Source organism: Oceanococcus atlanticus (assembly GCF_002088235.1).
Classification (GTDB): domain Bacteria; phylum Pseudomonadota; class Gammaproteobacteria; order Nevskiales; family Oceanococcaceae; genus Oceanococcus; species Oceanococcus atlanticus.
In genome coordinates this window covers 1-22161 of sequence record NZ_AQQV01000006.1, presented here as the reverse complement: position 1 = coordinate 22161, position 22161 = coordinate 1, and the positions used below count along the sequence as shown (strand labels likewise).

Annotated in this window: 19 protein-coding genes; 14 read left to right on the top strand and 5 right to left on the bottom strand. The window is 60.9% G+C overall.

The window, feature by feature from the left end; genetic code table 11:
• The first annotated feature begins 12 nt into the window (after nucleotides 1-12).
• The gene (locus ATO7_RS16255; RefSeq protein ID WP_083563475.1) at nucleotides 13-474 is read left to right on the top strand and encodes a flavodoxin family protein; all 462 of its coding nucleotides are present in this window, start codon (nucleotides 13-15) and stop codon (nucleotides 472-474) included.
• Nucleotides 475-540: 66 nt separating this feature from the next.
• Here ATO7_RS16255 and ATO7_RS16250 read toward each other — a convergent pair whose 3' ends face one another.
• Nucleotides 541-1161, bottom strand: a complete 621-nt coding sequence (locus ATO7_RS16250; protein ID WP_158523250.1) for a TetR/AcrR family transcriptional regulator — start codon at nucleotides 1159-1161, stop codon at nucleotides 541-543.
• Between the two features lie 71 nt (nucleotides 1162-1232).
• On the opposite strand from ATO7_RS16250, the gene ATO7_RS16245 reads away from it, so the two are divergent.
• The 5 genes from ATO7_RS16245 (at nucleotide 1233) to ATO7_RS16225 (ending at nucleotide 6197) form a co-directional block, all read left to right on the top strand.
• The gene (locus tag ATO7_RS16245) at nucleotides 1233-1580 is read left to right on the top strand and encodes a hypothetical protein (RefSeq protein WP_083563473.1); all 348 of its coding nucleotides are present in this window, start codon (nucleotides 1233-1235) and stop codon (nucleotides 1578-1580) included.
• Nucleotides 1577-2473 (top strand): phytanoyl-CoA dioxygenase family protein, encoded by an 897-nt coding sequence (locus tag ATO7_RS16240; protein ID WP_083563472.1) that lies wholly within the window; start codon nucleotides 1577-1579, stop codon nucleotides 2471-2473. The genes ATO7_RS16245 and ATO7_RS16240 overlap by 4 nt, the downstream gene beginning before the upstream one ends.
• Before the next feature lie 25 nt (nucleotides 2474-2498).
• The gene (locus ATO7_RS16235) at nucleotides 2499-2810 is read left to right on the top strand and encodes a DUF962 domain-containing protein (RefSeq protein WP_083563471.1); all 312 of its coding nucleotides are present in this window, start codon (nucleotides 2499-2501) and stop codon (nucleotides 2808-2810) included.
• A gap of 160 nt (nucleotides 2811-2970) precedes the next feature.
• Complete coding sequence (locus ATO7_RS16230) at nucleotides 2971-5415, top strand: GH92 family glycosyl hydrolase (protein ID WP_083563470.1); 2445 nt, start codon at nucleotides 2971-2973, stop codon at nucleotides 5413-5415.
• 59 nt (nucleotides 5416-5474) lie between these two features.
• Entirely contained in the window at nucleotides 5475-6197 is a 723-nt protein-coding gene (locus tag ATO7_RS16225) for a methyltransferase family protein (protein ID WP_083563469.1), read from the top strand.
• A 29-nt stretch (nucleotides 6198-6226) separates the two neighbouring features.
• Here ATO7_RS16225 and ATO7_RS16220 read toward each other — a convergent pair whose 3' ends face one another.
• Nucleotides 6227-6985, bottom strand: coding sequence for a glycerophosphodiester phosphodiesterase (locus ATO7_RS16220; protein ID WP_083563468.1), 759 nt, complete (start codon nucleotides 6983-6985; stop codon nucleotides 6227-6229).
• Nucleotides 6986-7038: 53 nt separating this feature from the next.
• Here ATO7_RS16220 and ATO7_RS16215 point away from each other — a divergent pair, with 53 nt between their 5' ends.
• Nucleotides 7039-8238, top strand: coding sequence for a CaiB/BaiF CoA transferase family protein (locus ATO7_RS16215; RefSeq protein WP_083563467.1), 1200 nt, complete (start codon nucleotides 7039-7041; stop codon nucleotides 8236-8238).
• Nucleotides 8239-8266: 28 nt separating this feature from the next.
• Here the strand turns inward: ATO7_RS16215 and ATO7_RS16210 are convergent, their stop codons facing one another.
• Nucleotides 8267-9148, bottom strand: a complete 882-nt coding sequence (locus ATO7_RS16210) for a hypothetical protein (protein WP_146680408.1) — start codon at nucleotides 9146-9148, stop codon at nucleotides 8267-8269.
• A 50-nt stretch (nucleotides 9149-9198) separates the two neighbouring features.
• Between ATO7_RS16210 and ATO7_RS16205 the strand changes: the two genes are divergently transcribed.
• Nucleotides 9199-9927, top strand: a complete 729-nt coding sequence (locus ATO7_RS16205) for a hypothetical protein (RefSeq protein ID WP_083563465.1) — start codon at nucleotides 9199-9201, stop codon at nucleotides 9925-9927.
• On the opposite strand, the gene ATO7_RS16200 is transcribed toward ATO7_RS16205, so the two are convergent.
• Both ATO7_RS16200 and ATO7_RS16195 read right to left on the bottom strand, forming a co-directional pair.
• Nucleotides 9921-13040: an efflux RND transporter permease subunit gene (locus ATO7_RS16200; RefSeq protein ID WP_083563464.1), complete on the bottom strand. Its 3120-nt coding sequence runs from the start codon at nucleotides 13038-13040 to the stop codon at nucleotides 9921-9923. The genes ATO7_RS16205 and ATO7_RS16200 overlap by 7 nt on opposite strands.
• A complete protein-coding gene (locus tag ATO7_RS16195) occupies nucleotides 13037-14053 on the bottom strand; it encodes an efflux RND transporter periplasmic adaptor subunit (protein ID WP_158523248.1) in 1017 nt (338 codons plus the stop codon). Before ATO7_RS16195 ends, ATO7_RS16200 begins: the two co-directional genes overlap by 4 nt.
• 89 nt (nucleotides 14054-14142) lie before the next feature.
• Here ATO7_RS16195 and ATO7_RS16190 point away from each other — a divergent pair, with 89 nt between their 5' ends.
• The 6 genes from ATO7_RS16190 to ATO7_RS16165 are packed head-to-tail and all read left to right on the top strand — an operon-like array spanning nucleotide 14143 to nucleotide 22092.
• Complete coding sequence (locus tag ATO7_RS16190; RefSeq protein ID WP_206044964.1) at nucleotides 14143-16011, top strand: monovalent cation:proton antiporter-2 (CPA2) family protein; 1869 nt, start codon at nucleotides 14143-14145, stop codon at nucleotides 16009-16011.
• A 60-nt stretch (nucleotides 16012-16071) separates the two neighbouring features.
• Nucleotides 16072-16350 (top strand): hypothetical protein, encoded by a 279-nt coding sequence (locus ATO7_RS16185; protein ID WP_083563461.1) that lies wholly within the window; start codon nucleotides 16072-16074, stop codon nucleotides 16348-16350.
• Nucleotides 16351-16393: 43 nt separating this feature from the next.
• Nucleotides 16394-17002 (top strand): transcriptional repressor LexA, encoded by a 609-nt coding sequence (gene lexA, locus ATO7_RS16180; protein WP_083563460.1) that lies wholly within the window; start codon nucleotides 16394-16396, stop codon nucleotides 17000-17002.
• Nucleotides 16999-17664: a translesion DNA synthesis-associated protein ImuA gene (gene imuA, locus ATO7_RS16175; RefSeq protein ID WP_083563459.1), complete on the top strand. Its 666-nt coding sequence runs from the start codon at nucleotides 16999-17001 to the stop codon at nucleotides 17662-17664. Before lexA ends, imuA begins: the two co-directional genes overlap by 4 nt.
• A complete protein-coding gene (locus ATO7_RS16170; RefSeq protein WP_083563458.1) occupies nucleotides 17597-18994 on the top strand; it encodes a Y-family DNA polymerase in 1398 nt (465 codons plus the stop codon). Before imuA ends, ATO7_RS16170 begins: the two co-directional genes overlap by 68 nt.
• On the top strand, nucleotides 18991-22092 hold the full coding sequence (locus tag ATO7_RS16165) for an error-prone DNA polymerase (RefSeq protein ID WP_083563457.1): 3102 nt from the start codon (nucleotides 18991-18993) through the stop codon (nucleotides 22090-22092). The genes ATO7_RS16170 and ATO7_RS16165 overlap by 4 nt, the downstream gene beginning before the upstream one ends.
• The last annotated feature ends 69 nt before the right edge of the window (nucleotides 22093-22161 follow it).

Here is a 22161-nt window from a genome sequence, read left to right as displayed (position 1 = left end):
CATGATGCGCCCATGGCAAATCTGCTGATTGTTTACCACAGCCAAAGCGGGCACACCGAGGGGCTGGCCAAGGCGGCACTCAAGGGCGCCCGTCACCACGACATCCATAACGTCGAGGTGCGCTTCATCCGCGCCCATGAGGCTGACGAAAACGACCTGCTGTGGGCCGATGGCATCCTGTTCGGCACGCCGGAGAATTTCGGCTACATGTCTGGCGCGATGAAGGATTTCCTCGACCGCACCTATTATCAGGTCGAGGGCCAGCTGGGTGGCCGGCCGTACGCCATTTTCATCTCCTGCGCCAACGATGGGCGCGGCGCTGCAGCCGCCATACACCGCATCATGAACGGCTACGCGCTCAAGGAAGTGGCCGACCCGCTGATCTGCCGTGGGCGCCCCAAACCACAGCACCTTGAAGCCGCCGAAGAACTCGGCATGACCATGGCCGCGGGCCTGGAAGCAGGGGTTTTCTAGCATCGCGCAGAGCCGCCGGCAAAGGGCATCTTGCTCCAACGGCAATGTCTGCTAGCCCCCCCCGTCCTACTGAACTGCGGCACTCCGCGATGCGAGGCGCTGAATGGCTATCAGCAAAGCCCGTTTAATCTCGGCAGGCACGACCTCGGCATCGCTCAAAAAGCGAATCATGGCGCGGTGAGCCAAACCCACAATCCACTCGCGCAGCAGATCGGCCTGAATATCGTCAGCGATGCTCCCTTCACGCTGCCCGGCGCTGAGCATGCCCTGCGCCACACGGTGCAGGGGCGCCTGCACAAATGAACGCTCGCCAACCCAGTAACGCTGAGGGATCGTCAGAAAGACAATGGCGGCAACATCCTTTCGCTCAAAGTAGTAGTCACACCAGCACTCAAAAAATGCACTGAGCTGACGCAACGGCTGCTGGTATTGCCTCGCCGCTTGCAAGCACTGCAAATGTAATGTTTCCAGGTCGTCCTGGATACACGCGAACAGCATTTCGTCCTTGTTACCGAAATACTTGTAGACCGTTTTTGGACTGACACCAGCCTCGGCACAGATATCTCGTATTCCCACATCCTGATACGACGCGGCGGCAAACCGCTTCAGGATCGTGCTGCGCAATTTCTCCAACGTGGCGGGAGAAATCTCTCGACCATCATGTAATTTCGGCACGGCGCATTCCAACGAAAACTCGGCGATTGACGGGCGGCACAGTGTAATGCAACATAGGGAAACATTGTTTTCCTTTTAAGCCTATGCTTGCACTCAGCATCTACACAACCGCCTTCGCCGCGCTACTGATCACCGCCGAAACGATCGTAACCCTGCGCGAGCGCAAGTACTGGCCCCTGTCTTTTGATGATTACGCAACGGCGATCTGCCTGCTGGTCGCAGTGTATGCCGTGCCCAAATCGGTGAGCTTGCCGCTGTTACTGGTTGCGTGGTCTTTCTGCAGCGGAAACCTCTACGCGATGTTGTTCACACGTATGGATCCAACCACCGGGAGCCGCCAACGCCTGCCGGTTCTGGCGCTGGGACTTGTGCTCAGCCTGATTGGAATCGGCATGAGCTTTTTTCAACTTATTCAGAGTATTGCGCCATGAAACAGCATCTCAGCGGCGATCAAATCGAACACTACCAGCTCAATGGCTTCGTCTGCCCAATCGATGTCCTCTGCGAGTCTGACGTGGCCCGTCTGCGTGGCGAACTTGAGGGCATGGAGGAGTTGCAGGGTCATGTCATGAACAAGGCTCAGTGCAACAAAACTCATCTGCTATACGACTGGGCTGATGAGCTGGTTCACCATCCCGCCATTCTGGATGCTGTGGAGTCCCTGATCGGACCCAACATCCTGTGCTACATGAGCAACCTCTTCATCAAAGAGGCCGGCAGCAGCAGCTACGTCTCCATGCATCAGGACGCAGCATACTGGGGCGTTGATGCCGATGATGTTGTCACCGCATGGATCGCGTTGAGCCCGGCGACACGCAAATCCGGCGTCATGAAAGTGCAGCCAGGCTCGCACAAGACCCAGCTGGAACAACACAATACTTACGCCAAGGACAATCTTTTGAGCCGCGGCCAAGAAATCGCCTCTCACCAACTCGAATCGGGCAGCCAGCTCTACATGGAGCTGCAGCCCGGCCAGATGAGTCTGCATCATTTCATGCTGGCACATGGTTCCGATGCAAATCACTCCAACGACCGACGCATCGGGCTTGCCATCCGCTATGTCAATGCTTCCGCGCGCAAGATTGGACAACCCGAATCGGCCTTACTGGTTAGAGGGACGAATACCGGGGGCTTTCTGCTGGAGCAGCGCGCACGCTCGCTGACACGCCGCCAACGAACTCGCCAGCATGCCCAGGCATTGCGCCGACAATTGCCGAATATCTTTGCCCCACAAAAATCGGCAAACCTCAGCGAACGCCTGCGTTTATTTTTAACCACTCGCTTTGCTGTGCTGTACACCTATTTCCGTGAAATGCGCGCTTAGCCAAGAAACGCTGGAGACCTCTGCTGTGAACTGTGTTGAAAACGCCAAAACCTTTGCCGAATTCTACCCCCTGTATCTGGCAGAACATGCCGACCGGAATTGCCGTCGTTTACATGTTGTCGGAAGCATCGCTGCATTGCTCTTGCTCACCGCAGGCATACTCAGCCAACAGTGGCTCTTCTTGATCGTTGTTCCTGTTGTCGGATACGCATGCGCCTGGGTCGGGCATTTTTTCTTTGAAAAAAACCGGCCCGCAACCTTCAAACGGCCCCTTTATAGCCTTATGGGGGACGGCATGATGTTGTGCGACATCGCCAGAGGGAAAATTAAAATATAAATACGCCAGCTCATGCCCGCCTTAATTGAGGGCAACACTTAATCCGCGTTGATGCGTGTCAATAAAATCAAGGCGCAATGCATCTCTCGTATATTCGTGCGCTTTTTGTTCTGACATCAGGGGTAGAATAAAACCACAATCAGAACAAAAGTTACCTTCGATGAGAGACACGGTGCGCATAGGGATAGTAGTGCTGGGTGCATTCGCCTTTTCATTCATTTCTGGATGCCAAGGCGGACGAAATATTCCCGCATCAGCAAACACGGAAGCGCTCACAAAATGGGTCAACGTTTTTGTCGGAACCCAATCTGGCGCTGAGGACTTCGGCACTGGCGGGGGCGGAGGAAATACCTTTCCTGGTGCAACCTTGCCGTTCGGCATGCTGCAATTCAGTCCCGGCACGGCGCCGTCTACAGACAATTTCTCTGGTGGCTACACTTATTCAGACAGCGTCATAGACGGTTTCAGCCTGACCCATATTTCGGGTGCCGGCTGTGCGATTTATCAAGATATTCCTATTATGCCCACGGCGCTGGATGTTATTCAGTCGCCTGCTCGTCTGCTCAGCGCGAGCAGTAACCCGCGCTACCACGCAGCGTTCGATCACGCTCGCGAGCACGCGGAGCCGGGTTACTACCAAGTTCTGCTAAATCCCGACAGCGCTACACCGATCGACGTCGAGTTAACCGCCACCCGTCGCAGTGGCATGGCCCGCTTCGGGTTCGCCGATGTGGATGTTGGACGCATTTTGCTCAATCCAGGCGGCAGTGAGATGGCCAACGGCCTGGCAAGCATTTCTATTGATCCGCAGGCGAACGAAGTCAGCGGAGCAAGTAGCAGCGGACGGTTTTGCTACCAAGACAATGAATACACCGTGTATTTTGTCGCACGCTTTGATGCGCCGATCATTGAACACGGCGTGTGGGACAAACTGTCGTTGAGACCGGGTGGCACACAGGCGAGCGACCGATTCCCGCTGCCCATCAACGCTCAACCCATCCCCGGTGGCCCAGCCCAGTTGCCCGGCGATCCCAGCACTACCGCCCAGGCCGGGGGCTGGGTAGGGTTCAACACTCGCGCGTATCCACACATTCAGATGAAGGTCGGTATTTCCTTTGTCAGCATTGAAAATGCGCGCGCCAATATGCTGGCTGAAAACCCAGGGTGGCGATTCGATGACTTACGCCATCAGGCCGCGCAAACCTGGCACCAGGAACTCTCCCGCGTTGAGTTAACGCAAGCAACGGCGCAACAGAAACGCCTGTTTTACACCGCGCTTTATCACAGCCTGCTCTCGCCAAACACGTTCAGTGATGTCAACGGCGATTACCTTGGCATGGATGGGCAACTGTACAACAGCGCGGATCGGCCGCAGTACAGCACGTTCTCGGGCTGGGATACATACCGCACGCAAATGCCTCTGCTGGCGATGCTGACGCCGCGGCGCGCGAGCGACATGCTGCATTCATTGCTCAACAACTATGAACACAGCGGGTGGCTGCCCAAATGGTCATACGCGAACCAGCATACCGATGTCATGGTCGGTGACCCCGCCGCACTGCTGATCAGCACCGCCCAGGCCATGGGGGCCGTTCACTTCGATCACGAGCTTGCACTGCAAGCGATGCTTAAAGGTGCGACTCAGCCAGCTGGCGCACAGCAATACTTGTTGCCCGGTAATGCGGGTTATATACAACGCCCTGGTCTGCAGGCGTTTCTCAACAGAGGTTACATCCCCTACGAGTTCAGCGTGCCATCTGGCGCATTTGGCCTGATCCATCGAGGGCTGGTTTGGGGCACCGTGTCGACTGCGCTGGAATACGCACTCGCCGATTTTGCCATCTCCCAGTTTGCCCAGCGAATCGGGCAGACCGCGCTCGCCGGGCTGGCGGAACTGCAACCTGACGCATGGCTTAAGAACTTCAACCCTGCCAACGGGTACATACAACCACGACTAATAAGCGGGCTGTTTTTACCCAACTTTGACCCCGCCAGCGGGCTGGGTTACACCGAAGGTAGCGGAGCCCAGTACAGCTGGTTTGTGCCCCACCAAATGAACGCATTGGTCGCAAGCATTGGCGGTGTAGACATCGCCCGCACTCGGCTGGACGCATTTTTCACTCAACTCAATGCAGGGCCCGAGGCCGAACACGCTTTCCTGGGCAACGAGCCTTCGCTGTTCACCCCCTGGATTTACGCATGGCTGGATCAGCCCGGCAAGATTACACCGCTCGTCTGGTCTGCCTTGACGAGCCTGTATGCTGACGAACCCGGCGGCATGCCAGGCAATGATGACTTGGGCGCCATGTCATCATGGTGGGTATTGGCGTCTCTGGGCCTGATGCCCGCTATACCCGGCACCGATACCCTGCTGTTAAATGCTCCGCTAGTGACAGACGCCACACTGCACCGCGAGAACGGCACATTGAGGATTCGCCGCACAGGTACTGGCAGTCAAATTCAAGGCTTACGGGTCAATGGACAAGCCCACCACCGCGCCTGGCTGCGTCACACCGACTTGCCTGACGGAACTACGCTTGAATTTCAGTTGGACGATGCCCCGTCAAATTGGGCACAAGCCCCATCAGCCCGTCCTCCTGGTTAAGCGATATTGCAGCCCTGACACCGCCAACCTACACTCCCGGCACAATAGAGGAGATAAGAATGGCACTGTTGTTGACCCTGATTGGGGTTTTGGTTGCGTTGGCAGCGCAAGGCGCACTGGTTCTGTTTCTGCTGAATCTGGGTCCGTTGGGCATTGACCACGGCGAGCCCATCAATGTGGTCGCCGCATTGGCAATCAATATCAGCTTGCTGTTGTTCTTTGGCGCCCCTCACAGCCTTATGGCTCGCCCCCGCTTCAAGCAATGGTGGACACAACTTGTCTCACACAAAGCCGAGCGCGGCGTTTACATGCTGATGTCCGGCCTTACTTTGGCCACGGTGGTGCATTTCTGGTCGCCACTGCCACAGGACATCTGGTCATTCTCCTCTGAACTCGTGCGCTGGGCCTTGTTCGCGTCGTTTGGCCTTGGCTTGGGCATCGTTTTCTGGGCGATATTCGCAGTCGATTTTTTCCACTTTCATGGGTTTCGCCAAGCCACCACGGATAACGCCGTGGAGCCGCCGTTCACGGTTCGCGGACCTTACCGCTTTGCCCGCCACCCCATACAGACCGGTTTGATTATTGCCCTGTGGTCAACACCTGACATGACACTTGGGCATCTGCTGTTCGCGGCAGGTATGACAGCCTACAGTCTGATCGCCACGCTGATGCTGGAGGAACGGGACCTGCACAAAGCACTGGGGGACGACTACCAAGCCTACGTCCGCCGCGTACCGGCAATTGTCCCCGGCTTCTTGATCCCCGGACGCCGCTCCCGATAAACCAACGGGCTGGCCACACGCATCAGCGTTCAGTCGGTCGTCATCAGCATGGACAAGGTCTGCCGCGCCTGCGCCGGGCCATTGCTGATGATCGCGTCGACCTGCAATTCCAAGGCCACCTTGAGGTGACGCGGGGCATCCACGGTGTAGGCAAACAGATGCCGGCAAGCCGCGTGCACACGCGCCACGTCCGCCACGTCAAAACGGCGGATATCCACGCAGACCGCATGCAAGGCATCAAGCACCTCCTGCGACATGCGGTCCAGATCATGCGGATGCTCCAGGTTGTGCACGCAGCGCAAATGGGCATGGCTGCGTAGCACCTCCAGCAACACCGCCTCGGAAAAACTCAGCACATAGATGCGATGCAGGTGCTGGTGGGCACTGACGCGGTCGGCCACGCGGCGGGCCAGGCGGGTGGCCCACTCGGGCTTTTTCAGCGCCCCCACCGGTTTGATCTCCAGATACAGATCGGTCACCTCGCCATAGCACTCCAGCACCTCGTCGAGATCAAGAATGCGGGTACCCGCGAACTCCTCGGAAAACCAGCCGCCAACATCCAGCGCACGCAGTTCCTCACGGGTGTACTGAGCAATGCGCCGGTGCTTCATGCCGAGCATGGACAGGGTCTTGTCGTGGAACACCACGACCTGCTCGTCACGGGTCAGCTGCAGATCCAGCTCCAGGCCTTGGGCGCCCTCTTGCAAAGCCAGATCAAAGGCCGGTGCGGTATTTTCCGGTCGCGCCCAAGAAGCGCCGCGGTGTCCAATGATGCGGGGAGTTTTCATCAAGCAATCGCTGGGTGACAATCTCGGCCTACTCTACGCCAAGCCCGCCAAGAATGGATGCCCAGAATCTGCCGCTCAGCGGTATTCGCGTGATCGAAGTGGGCCAGTTGCTGGCCGGCCCTTTTGCCGGTGCCATGCTGGCCTATTACGGCGCCGAGGTGATCAAGATCGAACCGCCAGGTGGTGACCCGATCCGGCGCTGGCGCACCCTCAAGAACGGCACCTCATTGTGGTGGGCGTCTATTGGGCGCAACAAGAAATCGCTGGGGCTGGACCTGAAACAAGCCGAAGGCCGGGCTTTGCTGCGTGAACTGAGCCGCGATGCCGACGTGCTGATCGAAAATTTCCGTCCCGGCGTGATGGAGGAATGGGGGCTTGGGCCTGACACACTGCTTGGCGACAATCCGGACCTGATCTACAGCCGGGTGTCCGGATACGGGCAGAGCGGGCCGTATGCCCACAAGCCCGGCTTCGCCTCGGTGTGCGAGGCATTCAGTGGCTTCCGCTATCTCAATGGCTTCCCCGAGCAAGCCCCGGTGCGGCCCAATCTGTCGATTGGCGACACCATTTCGGCGATGCACGCGGTGATGGGGATCCTGCTCAGCCTGACCGGGCGCCTGCGTGGCCGAACCACTGGCCAAGTGGTTGATGTGGCCCTTTACGAATCGATGTTCAATCTGCTCGAAGCGGTGGTACCGGAATACAGCGGCGCGGGCCAGATCCGCCAGCCTGCGGGCACCACCGTGACCGGCATCGTACCGACCAACACCTACCGCTGCAGCGACGGCAAGTTCGTGGTCATCGGCGGCAACGGCGACTCGATCTACCGCCGCCTGATGGAGGCGATCGGGCGCCAGGACCTGGCGCATGACCCGGCTCTGGCCGATAACGCCGGCCGCGTTGAACACGAGACAACCATCGACGGTGCAATCAGCGCATGGTGCGCCAGCAATACGGCGTCTGCGGTCATCCAATGTCTGGAGACAGCCCGCGTGCCGGTCGGCCCGATCTACAACGTGGCCGACATGATGGCCGACCCGCACTATCAGGCGCGCGGTCTGTTCGAAAGCGTGGATGTGGACGGCGACACCGTGCAGATCCCGGCGATCCTACCACGCTTGGAATCCAGCCCCGGGCGTACGCAGTGGCCCGGTCCGGCGCTGGGTGCACACAGCGATGAGGTGCTGACCAGCGTACTGGGCAAGGATTCCCAGCAGATCGCGGCCTTACGGGCCAGCGGCGTGGTGTTTTAGGCCCGTTCAGCGGCACACAGCGCACGCCTCAGAAGCGATAAAACACGCTCAATGCGGTTTGCGTGCGCTGGTATTCCCCCGCGTACACGTAAGCGCTACCCGCGCCGGGCGCGGCCGGATACTTGGCCGCATCGTTGCTGATCCGGGTGGCCCGCAGGCTCAGGCTCAGCGCCATGCTCGGCTGCCAGGACACACCCAGACTGGTGATCTGGCCATCGCTGTCCACACGATAGCTCTTGAAGCCGTCAAAGGCGTCGTCCATGCCGTAGCTCAGACCACTGCCATCAAAACGCCCATCATCTGGCGCGATGCTGACCGTCAGATCGCCCTGACGCCAGTCATGCTGCACAAACGCACGCAGCTGGCGCGTCGGTGACCATTGCACGGCCGCACCGTAGGTCAGCTGGTCGCCTTCGTAGTAGGCATAACGCGCATTGCGCTGCTGCCAACCGGCCTGCAGCTGGGCAGTGATTTGGGTGGTCAGGCGCTGCCCCAGAATCAGGTCGGCCTGAACGAACTCGCCATCACGCGCGCGGCTGCGGTAATCGCGCCAACCCAGCTGCGACATTAGAGTCAGACTGGGCGCCAGCAAGCCCGAGCCCAGAGCGGTCCAGGCACTGGCCTGGGCTGAAAGGCCCAACCAGGACAGCTCGCTGACCTCATCAAGCTGATGCCACTGCGCGCTCAGGCCGGTGTCCAGGCCAGCACGGCTGGCCTGCCATGGGCTCCACATCTGCTGCGCCCGCAGCGTGTAGGTCAATGAATCGACCTGCTCGGCATCATCCGGGGCATTGTTGAGATTGTCATCCTGCCCCACCGCCAGCTCCACGCTGAAGGCCGCTGCCGTGCCACTGAACAGCAGTGCACTCAAGCCAAAAATCAGGACCTGCTTCACATTGCATGGGCGCATTTTGATTTATCCTCAGCCGCAGCCTTGAGTATAAACAGCAGGACTCACGCATGCCCCAGGATCATGCCCACAACGTCGCCGCACGCCGACGTTTCCTCATGCAGGCCCTTTCCTCGGGGGCGTTGATCGGCGGTGCTGGCTGGACCGCAGCCGCACAGGCCGGCTGGTTCGGCTCGCGCCCGCGCAAGCTGCCCGAAGGGCGCTCCATCCATGAATTGCGAGGCCGGGTGCTGATCAACGGCAAAGCTGCAACACGCGATCAACTGATCCAGGGCAACGATCGCATCGAAGTCGGCCCCGGTGGTCAGCTGATCTACGGGGTGGGCGCCAATGCCTTCATTGTGCGCGAACGCTCCATCCTGGAGATGAGTGGCAAGGATCTGTTCGTCAATGCGATGCAACTGGTCAGCGGCGCAGTGCTGGGTGTGTTCGGCAAACGCAAGACCGAACTGCCCATCCACACGGCAACCGCGACCATCGGTATTCGCGGCACCGCGCTGTACACCGAATCACACCCCGACCGCAGCTACGCCTGCACCTGCTACGGGCATACCGTTCTGCAGGCGCGACAAGCCGATCAGCGTGAAGACATCCGCTCGACCCATCACGACGCCCCGCGCTGGATACTCTCGGCACCGCAGGATGGCAGCGCCATCGTGCCCGCCCCGATGATCAATCACGACGACATGGAGCTGATGCTGCTGGAAGCCCTGTGTGGCCGCGAAGTGCCTTTCGCCACGCCGGTGGAACCGGTTGGCGGGGCCACCCGCGGCTACTGATCCAGCCCGCCGCTGGACGCGGCCTCGGCCTGCAAACGCTGAGCGGTGGCTTGCGGTGAAGCGGTGTGGCGCGCCAGCAGGGCGTAAGCCACCGGCACCACAAACAGGGTGAACAAGGTCGCCGACAGAACCCCGAAGAACACCACCACGCCCATGGCAAAACGGGTTTCCGCGCCGGCCCCGGATGACAGAATCAGCGGCAACGCTCCGGCACCGGTGGTGATGCCGGTCATCACGATAGGCCGAAAACGCACACGCGCGGCTTCGGCCAGGGCACGTTCAAAACGTTCGCCCTGATCACGCAACTGGTTGGCGAACTCGACGATCAAGATGCCGTTCTTGGCCGCTAGCCCCACCAGCATGACCAGGGCAATCTGACTGTAGATGTTCAGGGTCGAACCGGTCACCCACAAACCGAACAACGCCCCGGCGATGGCCAGTGGCACGGTCAGCATGATCACCAGCGGATGCATCCAGCTTTCGAATTGGGCGGCCAGCACCAGAAACACCACCACCAGTCCGAGCAGGAACACGAACATCAGTGATGAACTGGACTCGCGAATGTCCTGCGATTGCCCTTTGAAATCGATGGCCACTTCCGGCGGCAGCTCGCTGCGCACCTTGGCGACCAGGTAATCCAGAGCCTCGCCCAGGCTCAGACCATCCGCCAGATCTGCCGACAGAGTCACAGCACGCACCCGGTTGTAGCGGTTGAGCGCGTTGGCGCCGGCGGTTTCCTTGATCGTGACCAGGCTCGATAGCGGCACCAGCGGTGCATCCGCGGAGCCCATGGCGCGCACATAGATACTGCCGATGTCGGTCGGCGTGGTCTGGGCTGAACGCTCGCCTTCGAGAATCACGTCGTACTCTTCACCGCCCTCGATATAGGTGGTCACCCGGCGCGAACCCAGCATGGTCTGCAATGTGGCACCGATGTCGGCCACCGAGACACCCAGATCGGCGGCGCGGTTGTGGTCGATCTCGATCTGCAACTGGGGCTGGGTTTCTTCGTAGTCGATGTCGAGCTCACGCAGGCCGGGGTTGTCGTCCTCAACCGCGGCGATCAGTTGCTCAGCCCAGCGCGCCAGCTGCGCGTATTCGGCCCCACCGAGCACAAACTGCACCGGCTGCTCGATGCCACGCCCGAAGCCCTGGCGCATCACCGGAAACGCCCGCACGCCGGGCAGATCGGCAAGGCGCTGGCGGATGTCGTCCATGATGGCCCAGGCACTGCGACGTTGTGACCAATCCGACAGCACATGAATCACAAAGCCGTCGTTGAAACGCTGAACCGAAAAGCTGCGTGGCGCCCGCACCAGCAGTCGCGACACCTCGCCAGCCTCGACCAACGGCATCAGGCGTGATTCGATTTCCAGCATGTAGTCCTGCATGTAATCGTAGGTCGCGCCCTCCGGACCATTGACCAGCAGGAAGAAAGCCCCGCGGTCTTCCTTGGGTGCGTATTCGCTGGGCAGCGCCTTGAGCAGCAAGGCAATCGAACCGACCAGTACGGCAAACAGCGCAACCACCCACAAAGGCCGCCGAATCGAAGCGGCAATGAAACGCCCGTAGTGCGTGGTCAAGCGCTCGAAACCATTGTCGATCCAGGCCACCAGCCTGGGCGGCGCCTCTTCGCGCGAGCGCAACAACTTGGAGGCCAACATCGGCGACAAGGTCAGCGCCACGATGGTGGAGAAAAACACCGCGCCCGCCATGGTCAGGGCAAACTCGGAAAACAGCCGTCCGGTGTCGCCTTCCAGAAACGAAATCGGCACGAACACCGCGACCAGCACCACCGATGTGGCCACCACCGCAAAACCGACCTGACGCGCACCGCGATAGGCCGCCACCAGCGGAGTTTCGCCCTCGCTGACCCGGCGGTGGATGTTTTCCAGCATGACGATGGAATCGTCCACCACCAAGCCGACCGCCAGCACCATCGCCAGCAAGGTCAGCAAATTGACCGAAAAGCCCAGCGCGTACAGCGCGATGAATGTGGCAACCAGCGACACCGGCACGGTCAGGGCCGGCACCAGCATGGCGCGGATGCTGCCCAGGAACACATAGATCACGAACACCACCAGCACGATGGCCACGGCCAAGGTCTTCCACACCTCGCTGATCGCGGCCGCAATGAACACGCCGGTGTCATAGCTCTGGTGAATGATCATGCCCTCGGGCAGGGTCGGCTGCAGACGATCTTTGAGCGCTTTGGCTGCGGCGGTAACCTGCAGGGTATTGGCCTTGGACTGCTTGATGATGCCCAGCCCGACCATGGGCACGGAATTGCCGCGGAACATGGTGCGCGACTCCACCGCACCCTTTTCGATACGGGCGATCTCGCCCAGGCGCACGCGATAGCCGTTGTTGCCCTGGCCCACCACCAGCTGCTGAAAGTCCTCCGGGCTGCGGTAGCTGCGCTCGATCCGCGCGGTGAACATGCGTTGATCGGACTCCAGCTGACCCGCCGGCAGTTCGATGTTTTCCTCGCGCAGGGCCTGCTCGACATCGGCCACGGTGATCTGACGTGCAGCCATGGCTTCACGGTCCAGCCAGATTCGGATCGCGTACTCCAGACTGCCACCAACGCGCACCCGCGCCACGCCCGGCAGAATCGAAAAGCGATCCTGCAGATAGCGTTCGGCGTAGTCGGTCAGCTCCAGCGTATTCATGCGGTCGCTGGTCAGATTCAGCCACATGATCACATCGGCATCGCTGTCCTGCTTTTCCACCTCGGGCGGATCGGCTTCTTCGGGCAGGTTATTGAGCACCCCGGACACCCGGTCACGCACATCGTTGGCGGCGCCGTCGATGTCGCGATTGCTGCCGAACTCGATGACGATGTCGGAACGCCCGTCCTGGCTCGACGAGCTGATGTGCTTGATGCCTTCGATACCGGAAATGCGATCTTCGATCTGCTGGGTGATCTGCTGCTCGACCACCGAGGCCGAAGCGCCCGGATAATTGGTCGAAATCGACACGATCGGCGGGTCGATATCGGGGTATTCACGCAGCGACAGGCGGTCGTAGCTGACCAGCCCGAAAGCGACCAGCAACAGGCTGATGACGCTGGCAACGACCGGGCGGCGAACCGCCAGATCCGACAGCGTCACGATGCAGCCCCGGCGTGGCGGATCATGTCGGCAATCGGTGTTGCGCCATCGAAGACACCGAGAATCTTCACGCTGGCCTCAGGGCGCAGCTTGTCGCCGCCGTGCACCACGACCTGCTCACCAGCCTGCAGACCGCTGCGGATTTCAACCCAGCCGGTCGCCCGTCGGCCACTGCTGACCTCGCGCCGGGCGACCTGACCATCCTCGACCACATACACGGTCTGGCGCCCCTGATGCGGAATCAGCGCGGCTTCCGGAATACTCAGCGCCGCGCTGTCGGCATCATGCAGTTCAACCACAGCCAATGCGCCGGGGCGCAGTTGCGGATCGGGCTGGCGCAGGCGCGCACGCACCCGCAGGCTACGGCTTTGCGGGGTCAGGGCCACTGCATCCACCTCCGGCATCACGGCGAAGCGCGCGCCGCCCAGACTGGGGATGCGCACATTCAGCGCCTGGCCCGGGCGCAGCATGCCCAGGGCATCCTCGGGCACCAGGAATTCGATTTTGAGGCTCGACAGATCATGCAGGGTGGTGATGGTCTGCCCGGCACTCACATAGGCGCCGGGCGAGACCTCGCGCAGGCCCAGCACGCCGGGAAAAGGCGCCCGGATAATGCGGTCAGCCAGCTCCGCCTGGGCCTGGTCCACGGCGGCATCGGCGGCCAGAAAACGGGCTTCGGCCAGATCCAGTTCGGACTGTGCAGAGAGGTCTCGCTGCTTCAGTGTGCGCAGCCGCTCAAGCGCAGCGCGTGCCTCGGTCCGGGTGGCCTTGGCTGCCCGCAGGGCGGCCGCCTCGGCGGCATGTTCCAGTTCGATCAGAACATCGCCAGCTTTAACCTGTGCGCCCTCGTCAAAAGCCACACGCGCAATCACATCAGACACTGTTGCGCTGATCGCCACCGACTCATTGGCCAGCAAATTGCCCAGAACCTCGCGCTGCCCTCCAATCGCGCGTTCCTGCGCGTCGGCAACGATAACGGTGGTTTGCGCCCAGACAGAAGCAGTGGCGCTCATCAGTGCCACAGTAAACAGGAGGGATCGGATCATAACCAGGAGGTGCTCGCGAGACAGGGCATGAGACGGTCATTGCAGGGCAAGGTTCCATGACGTCACGCATTTCACGGCCTAAACTGAATGCCGCCGACCACCCCGATGCATGGAATATGGGCCATCTTACTGAAATCGCGATCTACCTGAGCGCCGCCCTGGTGGCCGTGCCGCTGTTCAGACGCCTGGGTTTTGGCGCCATTCTGGGCTATCTGGTTGCCGGCATGCTGATCGGACCGTCCGGACTGAGCCTGATCGGCGACGTTGACTCGATCATGCAGATTGCCGAAATCGGCGTGGTCTTCCTGCTTTTCGTGATCGGGCTGGAGCTCAAACCGGCTCGCCTGTGGGTTATGCGTCAGGCGATTTTTCTCAACGGCAGCCTGCAGGTGGTGCTGGCCGCAGTGCCGCTGACCTTTCTGATGCACTGGATGTTCGCCTTGAACTGGCCGGTTGCAGCACTGGTAGCGTTTGCTCTGGCCCTGTCGTCAACGGCCTTTGTGCTGCAGACCCTGGCCGAAAAGAAGCAATTGGGCACGATCCATGGTCGTCATGCCTTCGGCATTTTGCTGTTTCAGGATCTGGCGGTCATTCCGGCCCTGGCCCTGATTCCGCTGATGGGGGCGGCCGGCCATGGCCATACTGGCGAGACCTCCATGCTTGCGCAGACCGTGCAGGCGATTGCAGTCATTGCCGCTCTGGTCGTTGGTGGCCGCTATCTCTTGCGCCCGGTGTTCCATGCCATTGCACGCTGGGGCAATGAGGAAAGTTTTACCGTGGTTGCCCTGCTGGTGGTTCTCGGTGCCGCACTGCTGATGGACTGGGCTGAACTGTCCATGGGCCTGGGCGCTTTCATCGCCGGGGTGCTACTGGCCGATTCGGAATATCGCCATGAACTGGAAGGCAACATCAACCCGTTCAAGGGCCTGCTGCTGGGGCTGTTCTTCATCTCGGTCGGCATGTCGGCCGACTTTGGCGTCATCCAGGACAATGTTGCGGTCATCGTTGGCGGCACGCTGGCCCTGCTGGGCATCAAGGGCAGTACATTGTGGTTGGGCTCGCGGATGCTGCGTGTCGATAACATCAATGCCAGCCAGCTCGCCCTGATCCTGGCCCAGGGCGGCGAATTTGCCTTCGTGCTGTTCCACACCGCCCTGCATGAGAATGTGCTGAGCAGCCAGATCACCGAACCGCTGATCGCCATGGTGATTCTGTCGATGATGCTGACCCCGTTGCTGTTCATGCTCAGCGACACCCTGGGCCGGCGTGCCAGAACACGTTTGCCGCAGGATCATTACGACACCATCGAGCATGCCGAGCCGCCGGTCATCATTGCCGGCTTCGGACGCATGGGCCAGATCATCGCGCGTGTCCTGCAGATGCGGGGAATCGCCTTCACCGCGCTGGAGAAAGACGCCGCCCACGTCGCCATGGTGCGTCGCTGGGGCAACAAGATTTACTACGGACAGCCCAACAACCGCGAAACCCTGCGTGCCGCCGGCGCCGAACATGCGCGCCTGCTGATCGTGACCATGGACGATGCCGAGAAAGCCCTGCGCACGATCGAGCTGGCGCGACGTCATTTCCCCCATTTGAAAATCTTCTGCCGCGCGCGCGACCGCCACCATGCGCTGCATCTGATGGAGCTGGGAGTCGATGGAGTGATGCGTGAAACCTGGCTATCCAGCCTGGAAATGGCCAATCAGGTTTTGCAGGCACTGGGTGATGATGCAGCCACCGCCCATCACACCACGCATGTGTTCCGCGAAGCCGATGAAGCCTTGCTGAAACGCCAGCTGTCTCATCGCAATGATCTGGACCAGATGATTCAGAGCTCGCAGCAGCTGCGCGAAGAACTGACCGAGCTGTTCGAGTCCGACCCGCGCATGTCGCCGCTCAACGAGCCGAGTTCGCGCGAGAGCTGATGTCCGCGATGGGGCCGAAGTTGCGTAGACAGTCATACCCTCGCAACTTCGGAGTCACTCATGCGTATTTTCCTTCCCTTGCTTCTGCTGCTGGTCAGCAACCTGGCCGAAGCCGCGTACTGCAATTCGAACTGGCGCGTTGGCCAGAAGGTCTTGCGTGTGGGCGATGATGCCGGCCGGGCCCTTCAGGCTATCGACCGGGTGCGGCATCGCTATGACTGGGTACGCGGGCCCTCGGGCAAAACCTGGATGCTGCGCGAATCCGGCTACAACAGCCGCACCGTGCGTATCTCTGTCAAGAACGGGCACCTGACCCAGATTTGCCAGATTTCGGACTGAGTGTGCTGATGTACAGCTCACGAATACTGTCTATAATGGCAGTATGGATGAACTCACCCCACGCCAGCAGCAGATTCTCGACTGGATCCGCGATCACCTGCGCCGCCACCAGCGCCCGCCAACGCAGGCGGAAATTACTGCGGCCATGGGGTTTCGCTCACGCACGGCGACCCGCGATCACCTCGAAGCACTGGCCCGCAAAGGCGCCCTGAGCCTGCAACGCGGCGCCTCGCGCGGCATTGTTGTGCACGACACCAGCGTCCCCACCCAGACCTTGCCACTGGTTGGGCGTGTGGCCGCAGGGCAGCCGATCCTGGCCCTGGAGCATGTCATCGCAGAGCACCAGGTGGACCCTTCCCTGTTTCGCGCTCGTGCCGATTACCTGCTCAGCGTCAGCGGCCACAGCATGCGTGATGCCGGCATTCTGGATGGCGATCTGCTGGCCGTGCAGCACACCCCCGAAGCCCGCAACGGCGACATTGTGGTCGCCCGCCTGGATGAGGAGGTCACGGTCAAACGCTTTGAGCAACAGCAGCACCAGGTGCGCTTGCTGCCTGCCAACCCGGACTTCAGCCCCATCGAAATCGACCTGCGTCGCCAGCCACTGGTCATCGAAGGACGTATGGTGGGGCTGATTCGCCCCACCCCATGACGCGCCCGTCCCTGGAGCAACTGCTCCACCACCCCAAACTGTGGCGCGGTCTGTCGCAGTCCTCGCTGGCCGACCCGCGCACCGGCCATGCCGCGCTTGACCGCTTGCTTCCCGGGCGTGGGTGGCCACGTCATGCCCTGATTGAAGTGCTCACCCCAGCGCCGGGTGTGGGCGAAATCAGCTTGCTGCTGCCTAGCTTGCAGCAGCAGCCGCAAACCTGGATCGCACCGCCCTATCCGCCGTATGCCCCAGCCCTGGCACAGGCCGGGCTGGATCTGAAGAGCCTGCTGGTGGTGCAACCAGGCACCCCGGCAGAAGGTCTTTGGGCCATGGAGCAACTCCTGCGCGGTGGCACCGAAACGGCAGTGCTGGGCTGGTTCGATACCTTGTCGGTCAATATTTTGCGGCGTCTGCAACTGGCTGCGGAAGCCGGCGCTACACAAGCCTTTGTCTTCCGGCCTGCCGCCGCCATGCACAGCGCCTCACCGGCTGCCTTGCGCCTTTTTCTGGACGCCACGGAACACGGTCTTTATGTCCGCCTGATCAAGGTTCGTGGAGGCCGTCCGGCTTCTGTCACCCTGCCCTTCCCCGAACATGACCCTGTGGTTGTGCCTGCATCTGCCGCAGCTCCCGCTCGAAGCACTGCCTTCCGCGCAGCCTGAACAGGCTCGGGTGGTGCTGGACTCGCAACAGCGGGTGTTCAGGCTCGACCCGCATGCACAGGCGGCCGGCATACGCTGCGGCATGACGCTCAGCAGTGCACGCGGGATTCTTCCGCAGCTGCTCAGCCAACCGCGCGAAGAGCACCAGGAACGCGAGGTGCTGCGCTCGCTCGCGGCGTGGGCCATGCAATTCAGCTCGCGCATCAGCCTGTCCGGTAGCGATGCCCTGTTGCTCGAAATCGGCGGCAGTCTGCGCCTGTTCGGCGGGCTGGATGCCCTTTGCCAGCGCATCGCCACTGGCCTTGATGAGCTGGGCTACAGCGCGAGTCCGGGTATCGCACCGACCCCGCGCGGCGCCGAAGTGCTGGCCCATGGGGACAACCCGCAGCCCGCACTCGACATGGCGCAATTGCAACAGCAGATCCAAACCCTACCGCTGGCCGGCCTGAACTGGGATGCACGCAGTTTGAAACGCCTCGATGCAATCGGTATCAGCCGTATCGGCCAATGCCTGGCCTTGCCCCGTGACGGTTTTCGTCGCCGCTACGGGGCTGCGCACCTTAAGGACCTGGATCGACTGACAGGCCGCAGCGCCGATCCCCGCGCCCTGTACGAGCCGCCACCGACCTTTGATCGCAGCCTGGATGTGATCGGCGACATGACCGACATCAGCTACCTGCTGCCGGGCTTTGAGCACCTGTTCAGCCTGCTGCAAGCCGAACTGCAGGGCCGCGATCGGGGTGTACAGCGTCTGCACATCGAAATGAGACATCGCGCACATCCACCCAGCCGTATCGACATGGGCATGCAGCGGGCCAACTGCGATGCCGCACACTGGCTGAATCTGCTCAACGAGCACCTCCAGCGCCATCCGCTGGTGGCGCCGGTACGCACCATCAGCGTACGCGCGCAGGATTTCGTCGAGCCGGCCAGACAACAGCAGGATCTGTGGCAAAACCACAACCTGGAACAGCGCCAGCTTGTACTGGAAAGACTCACCGCCCGTCTCGGGCCTGCCGCACTCTACGCGCTGCAGGCCTGCGCCACACATGTTCCGGAATGTGCCAGCCAGCGCGCCGCAGCGGGCCAGGGACAAGCCTTGGTACAAACCGAAACGCCACGCCCCCTGTGGCTGCTGCCTTCGCCGCAACGCATCGAATTCTCGCACCTGCAATTGTGCAGCCGGGCTGAACGCCTGGAGAGCGGCTGGTGGGACGCGCATTGCCAGCGCGACTATTACCGCGCCCGCGATCGGCTCAACCGACAACTCTGGGTGTACCGCGATCATCAGCAACCATCGCACTGGTATATCCACGGTTTTTTCGCATGAGCACCTACGCAGAACTGCACTGCTTGAGCAATTTCAGCTTTCTGCGTGGCGCTTCGCACCCTGAAGAACTGGTCGAGCGCGCCCATCAGCTGGGCTACGCCGCACTCGCACTGACCGACGAATGCTCACTGGCCGGCATCGTGCGTGCTCATGTCCGGGCCAAGGAGCTTGGACTGAAACTGATCATCGGCACCGAAGTTCAGCTCAGCGATGGCCCCAAGCTGGTGCTGTTGGCCCGCAACCGGGCCGGTTATCACACCCTGTGCCGGCTGATCACCCGAGCCCGCCGCGCATCGCCCAAAGGCCGATACCAGCTCGACCGATCAGATCTGGCGCCCCTGCAGGATTGCCTGCTGCTGCTGATACCGAACGGAGCGCAACACGACGCCACGCATGCGCAGTGGCTGGCCCAGCATCACGCCGGCCGTGCCTGGATTGGTATCGCCCTGCACCGCAGCGGTAAGGATCAATCCCACCTGGCGCATTGCACCAGAATCGGCCGCGATTACGCCTTGCCACTGGTGGCCTGCGGTGATGTTCACATGCATGTGCGCGAGCGACGCATCGTGCAGGACACACTGTGCGCGATCCGTCACCAATGCACTCTGCAGGAGGCCGGTTTACGCCTGTTCCCCAACGGCGAACGCCATCTGCGTGAGCCGCGCGCGCTCAGCCCGCTTTATCCCTCCGAGTTGCTGAGCGAAACCCTACGCGTAGCTGACTTGTGCCAGTTTTCCCTGGAGCAGTTGCAATACCGCTACCCGGCGGAGGATCTGCCGCCTGGACTCACAGCCAATGAACATCTGCGCCAGCTCACCGAAAAAGGCTTACGCAAACACTGGCCGGACGGCGCTCCGGAGCGGGTGCGCGCACTGATCGAAAAAGAGCTGAAGGTGATCAAGGCGCTGGATTACCCGCATTACTTTCTCACTGTCTACGACATCATGCGCTGGGCCAAATCCCAAGGCATCCTGTGCCAGGGCCGCGGCTCGGCCGCCAATTCGGCCGTGTGCTTTGCTCTGGGTATCACAGTGGTCAGCCCGGATGATGCATCGCCCTTGTTTGAACGCTTCATCTCTGCCGAACGCAAAGAGCCACCTGACATCGACGTGGATTTTGAGCACCAGCGGCGCGAGGAGGTGTTTCAGTACATCTACCGCAAGTACGGTCGCCAGCGTGCTGCGCTGACCGCCACGGTCATTCGCTACCGCAACAAAAGTGCATTGCGAGATGTAGGCAAAGCGCTGGGCTTCAGCACCGACGATCTCAGCCGGATCAATCAATCGCTAGCCTGGTGGGACCAGCCCGAAGAGCTGCCGCAACGCCTGGCCGCACTGGGATTTGATCCGGCAGCCGAGAACATTCGTCAGTGGCTGGAGTTGAGTCGTGCAGTGCAGGATTTCCCACGTCATCTGTCCCAGCACGTTGGTGGTTTTGTCATCAGCGAATCAGCGCTGGATGCACTGGTGCCCATCGAAAACGCCGGGATGCCGGAACGCACGGTGATTCAGTGGGAGAAGGATGATCTGGACGCGGTCGGGCTATTCAAGATCGACTGTCTGGCCCTGGGTATGCTGACCGCCATCCGCAAATGCTTTGCACTGATAGAACGCCATCACGGGCACAAGCTCAGCCGCACCCTTCTGCTGGCTCAAGAAAAACAGCAGGGCCCCGAGGTACGCGCCGTGTACAACATGCTGGGGCAGGCCCAAAGCGTGGGTGTTTTTCAGGTTGAATCGCGTGCCCAGATGTCCATGCTGCCGCGCATGAAACCCCGCAATCTCTACGATCTGACGGTAGAAACCGCGATCGTGCGCCCTGGTCCTATCCAGGGCGGCATGGTTCACCCTTATCTGGAGCGGCGCACGCGCGTGCGCGCCAACCCCGATTACCACCCGGCCTACCCCGAGCAACTGAAAGAGATACTCGGACGCACCTATGGTATTCCTATCTTTCAGGAACAGGTCATGGAAGTCTGCGTTGTGGGTGCCGGTTTCGCGCCAGGTGAAGCGGACCGGGTACGCCGCTCGATGGCGGCCTGGGGGCGCAGCGGCTACGGCAAGCTGGAGCGCTTTGAAGCCCAGCTCAAACAGGGTTTTCAACGCAATGGCATCAGCGCCGACTTTGCCCAGCGTATCTTCGAGCAGATCAAGGGCTTCGCGGACTACGGTTTCCCCGAGTCGCATGCCGCCAGCTTTGCGGCTCTGGTGTATGTCTCAGCCTGGTTGAAACGCCATCATCCGGCCGCTTTTCTTGCCGCTTTGCTCAACAGTCAGCCCATGGGTTTTTACACGCCGTCTCAGCTGGTTCAGGATTTTCGGCGTCATCATCAGGTGCAAACACGACCGGCGGACGTTGTGCACAGCCAGTGGGAAAGCACGCTGGAGTATGACGCGCACACAAAAACGCCTGCCGTGCGCCTGGGCTTGCACATGATCAAAGGCTTGAACCAACAGGCAGGCCAGCGCATCGCCAAGCTCAAAATCATTCGCGATGCGGCAAGCCTGTTCCGCGAAGCTCATTTGAGCGAACAGGACCGCCAGGCATTAGCCCGGGCGGATGCCCTGCGCAGCCTGACAGGCTCGCGTCATCAGGCCCACTGGCACGCTCAGATTCCCACACATGCACCAGCATCCGTGCCCGAGCCAAATGAGAGCCGCATACAGTTGCAACCGCCCGAAGAGGGCAAGGACATCGTTGAGGATTACGCCAGTCTGGGACTGACCCTGCGACGCCATCCGCTTGCTTTGCTACGCCCGCAGCTCACTCGCAGGCAGGCCATCAACGCACGGCGCTGGCGTCAGCTGGGCAACGGTCGTCCCTGTCGGGTCGCCGGCCTGGTCACCAACAGGCAGCGCCCGGGCAGTGCTCAGGGCATTATCTTCATAACCCTGGAAGATGAAACGGGCACGGTCAATCTGGTGATTCGTCAGAACGTGCTCGACAGACATCGCCTTGAAGTGTTGCAAGCACCACTGGTCATTGCCGTGGGCATCAACGAGCACCGCGAAGGTGTCAGCCACCTGCTGGTCGACAGCCTTGAAGACCATAGCCATCTTCTGGGCTCTCTGACGCTGCGCTCCCGAGACTTTCACTGAGCTGGGCGCAGGCATAAAAAAACCCCGGACCTGAAAACAGGACCGGGGTCGGTGTTAAAGCCTGGCGAT

What these genes read in the sequence shown, in the direction of transcription:
- ATO7_RS16190 (WP_206044964.1), top strand. Translation starts at nt 14,143, where the DNA reads ATGACGTCACGCATTTCACGGCCTAAACTGAATGCCGCCGACCACCCC.
- ATO7_RS16165 (WP_083563457.1), top strand. Translation starts at nt 18,991, where the DNA reads ATGAGCACCTACGCAGAACTGCACTGCTTGAGCAATTTCAGCTTTCTG.
- ATO7_RS16245 (WP_083563473.1), top strand. Translation starts at nt 1,233, where the DNA reads ATGCTTGCACTCAGCATCTACACAACCGCCTTCGCCGCGCTACTGATC.
- ATO7_RS16220 (WP_083563468.1), bottom strand. Translation starts at nt 6,985, where the DNA reads ATGAAAACTCCCCGCATCATTGGACACCGCGGCGCTTCTTGGGCGCGA.
- ATO7_RS16225 (WP_083563469.1), top strand. Translation starts at nt 5,475, where the DNA reads ATGGCACTGTTGTTGACCCTGATTGGGGTTTTGGTTGCGTTGGCAGCG.
- ATO7_RS16215 (WP_083563467.1), top strand. Translation starts at nt 7,039, where the DNA reads ATGGATGCCCAGAATCTGCCGCTCAGCGGTATTCGCGTGATCGAAGTG.
- imuA (WP_083563459.1), top strand. Translation starts at nt 16,999, where the DNA reads ATGACGCGCCCGTCCCTGGAGCAACTGCTCCACCACCCCAAACTGTGG.
- ATO7_RS16240 (WP_083563472.1), top strand. Translation starts at nt 1,577, where the DNA reads ATGAAACAGCATCTCAGCGGCGATCAAATCGAACACTACCAGCTCAAT.
- ATO7_RS16210 (WP_146680408.1), bottom strand. Translation starts at nt 9,148, where the DNA reads ATGCGCCCATGCAATGTGAAGCAGGTCCTGATTTTTGGCTTGAGTGCA.
- ATO7_RS16255 (WP_083563475.1), top strand. Translation starts at nt 13, where the DNA reads ATGGCAAATCTGCTGATTGTTTACCACAGCCAAAGCGGGCACACCGAG.
- ATO7_RS16170 (WP_083563458.1), top strand. Translation starts at nt 17,597, where the DNA reads ATGACCCTGTGGTTGTGCCTGCATCTGCCGCAGCTCCCGCTCGAAGCA.
- lexA (WP_083563460.1), top strand. Translation starts at nt 16,394, where the DNA reads ATGGATGAACTCACCCCACGCCAGCAGCAGATTCTCGACTGGATCCGC.
- ATO7_RS16185 (WP_083563461.1), top strand. Translation starts at nt 16,072, where the DNA reads ATGCGTATTTTCCTTCCCTTGCTTCTGCTGCTGGTCAGCAACCTGGCC.
- ATO7_RS16230 (WP_083563470.1), top strand. Translation starts at nt 2,971, where the DNA reads ATGAGAGACACGGTGCGCATAGGGATAGTAGTGCTGGGTGCATTCGCC.
- ATO7_RS16195 (WP_158523248.1), bottom strand. Translation starts at nt 14,053, where the DNA reads ATGAGCGCCACTGCTTCTGTCTGGGCGCAAACCACCGTTATCGTTGCC.
- ATO7_RS16205 (WP_083563465.1), top strand. Translation starts at nt 9,199, where the DNA reads ATGCCCCAGGATCATGCCCACAACGTCGCCGCACGCCGACGTTTCCTC.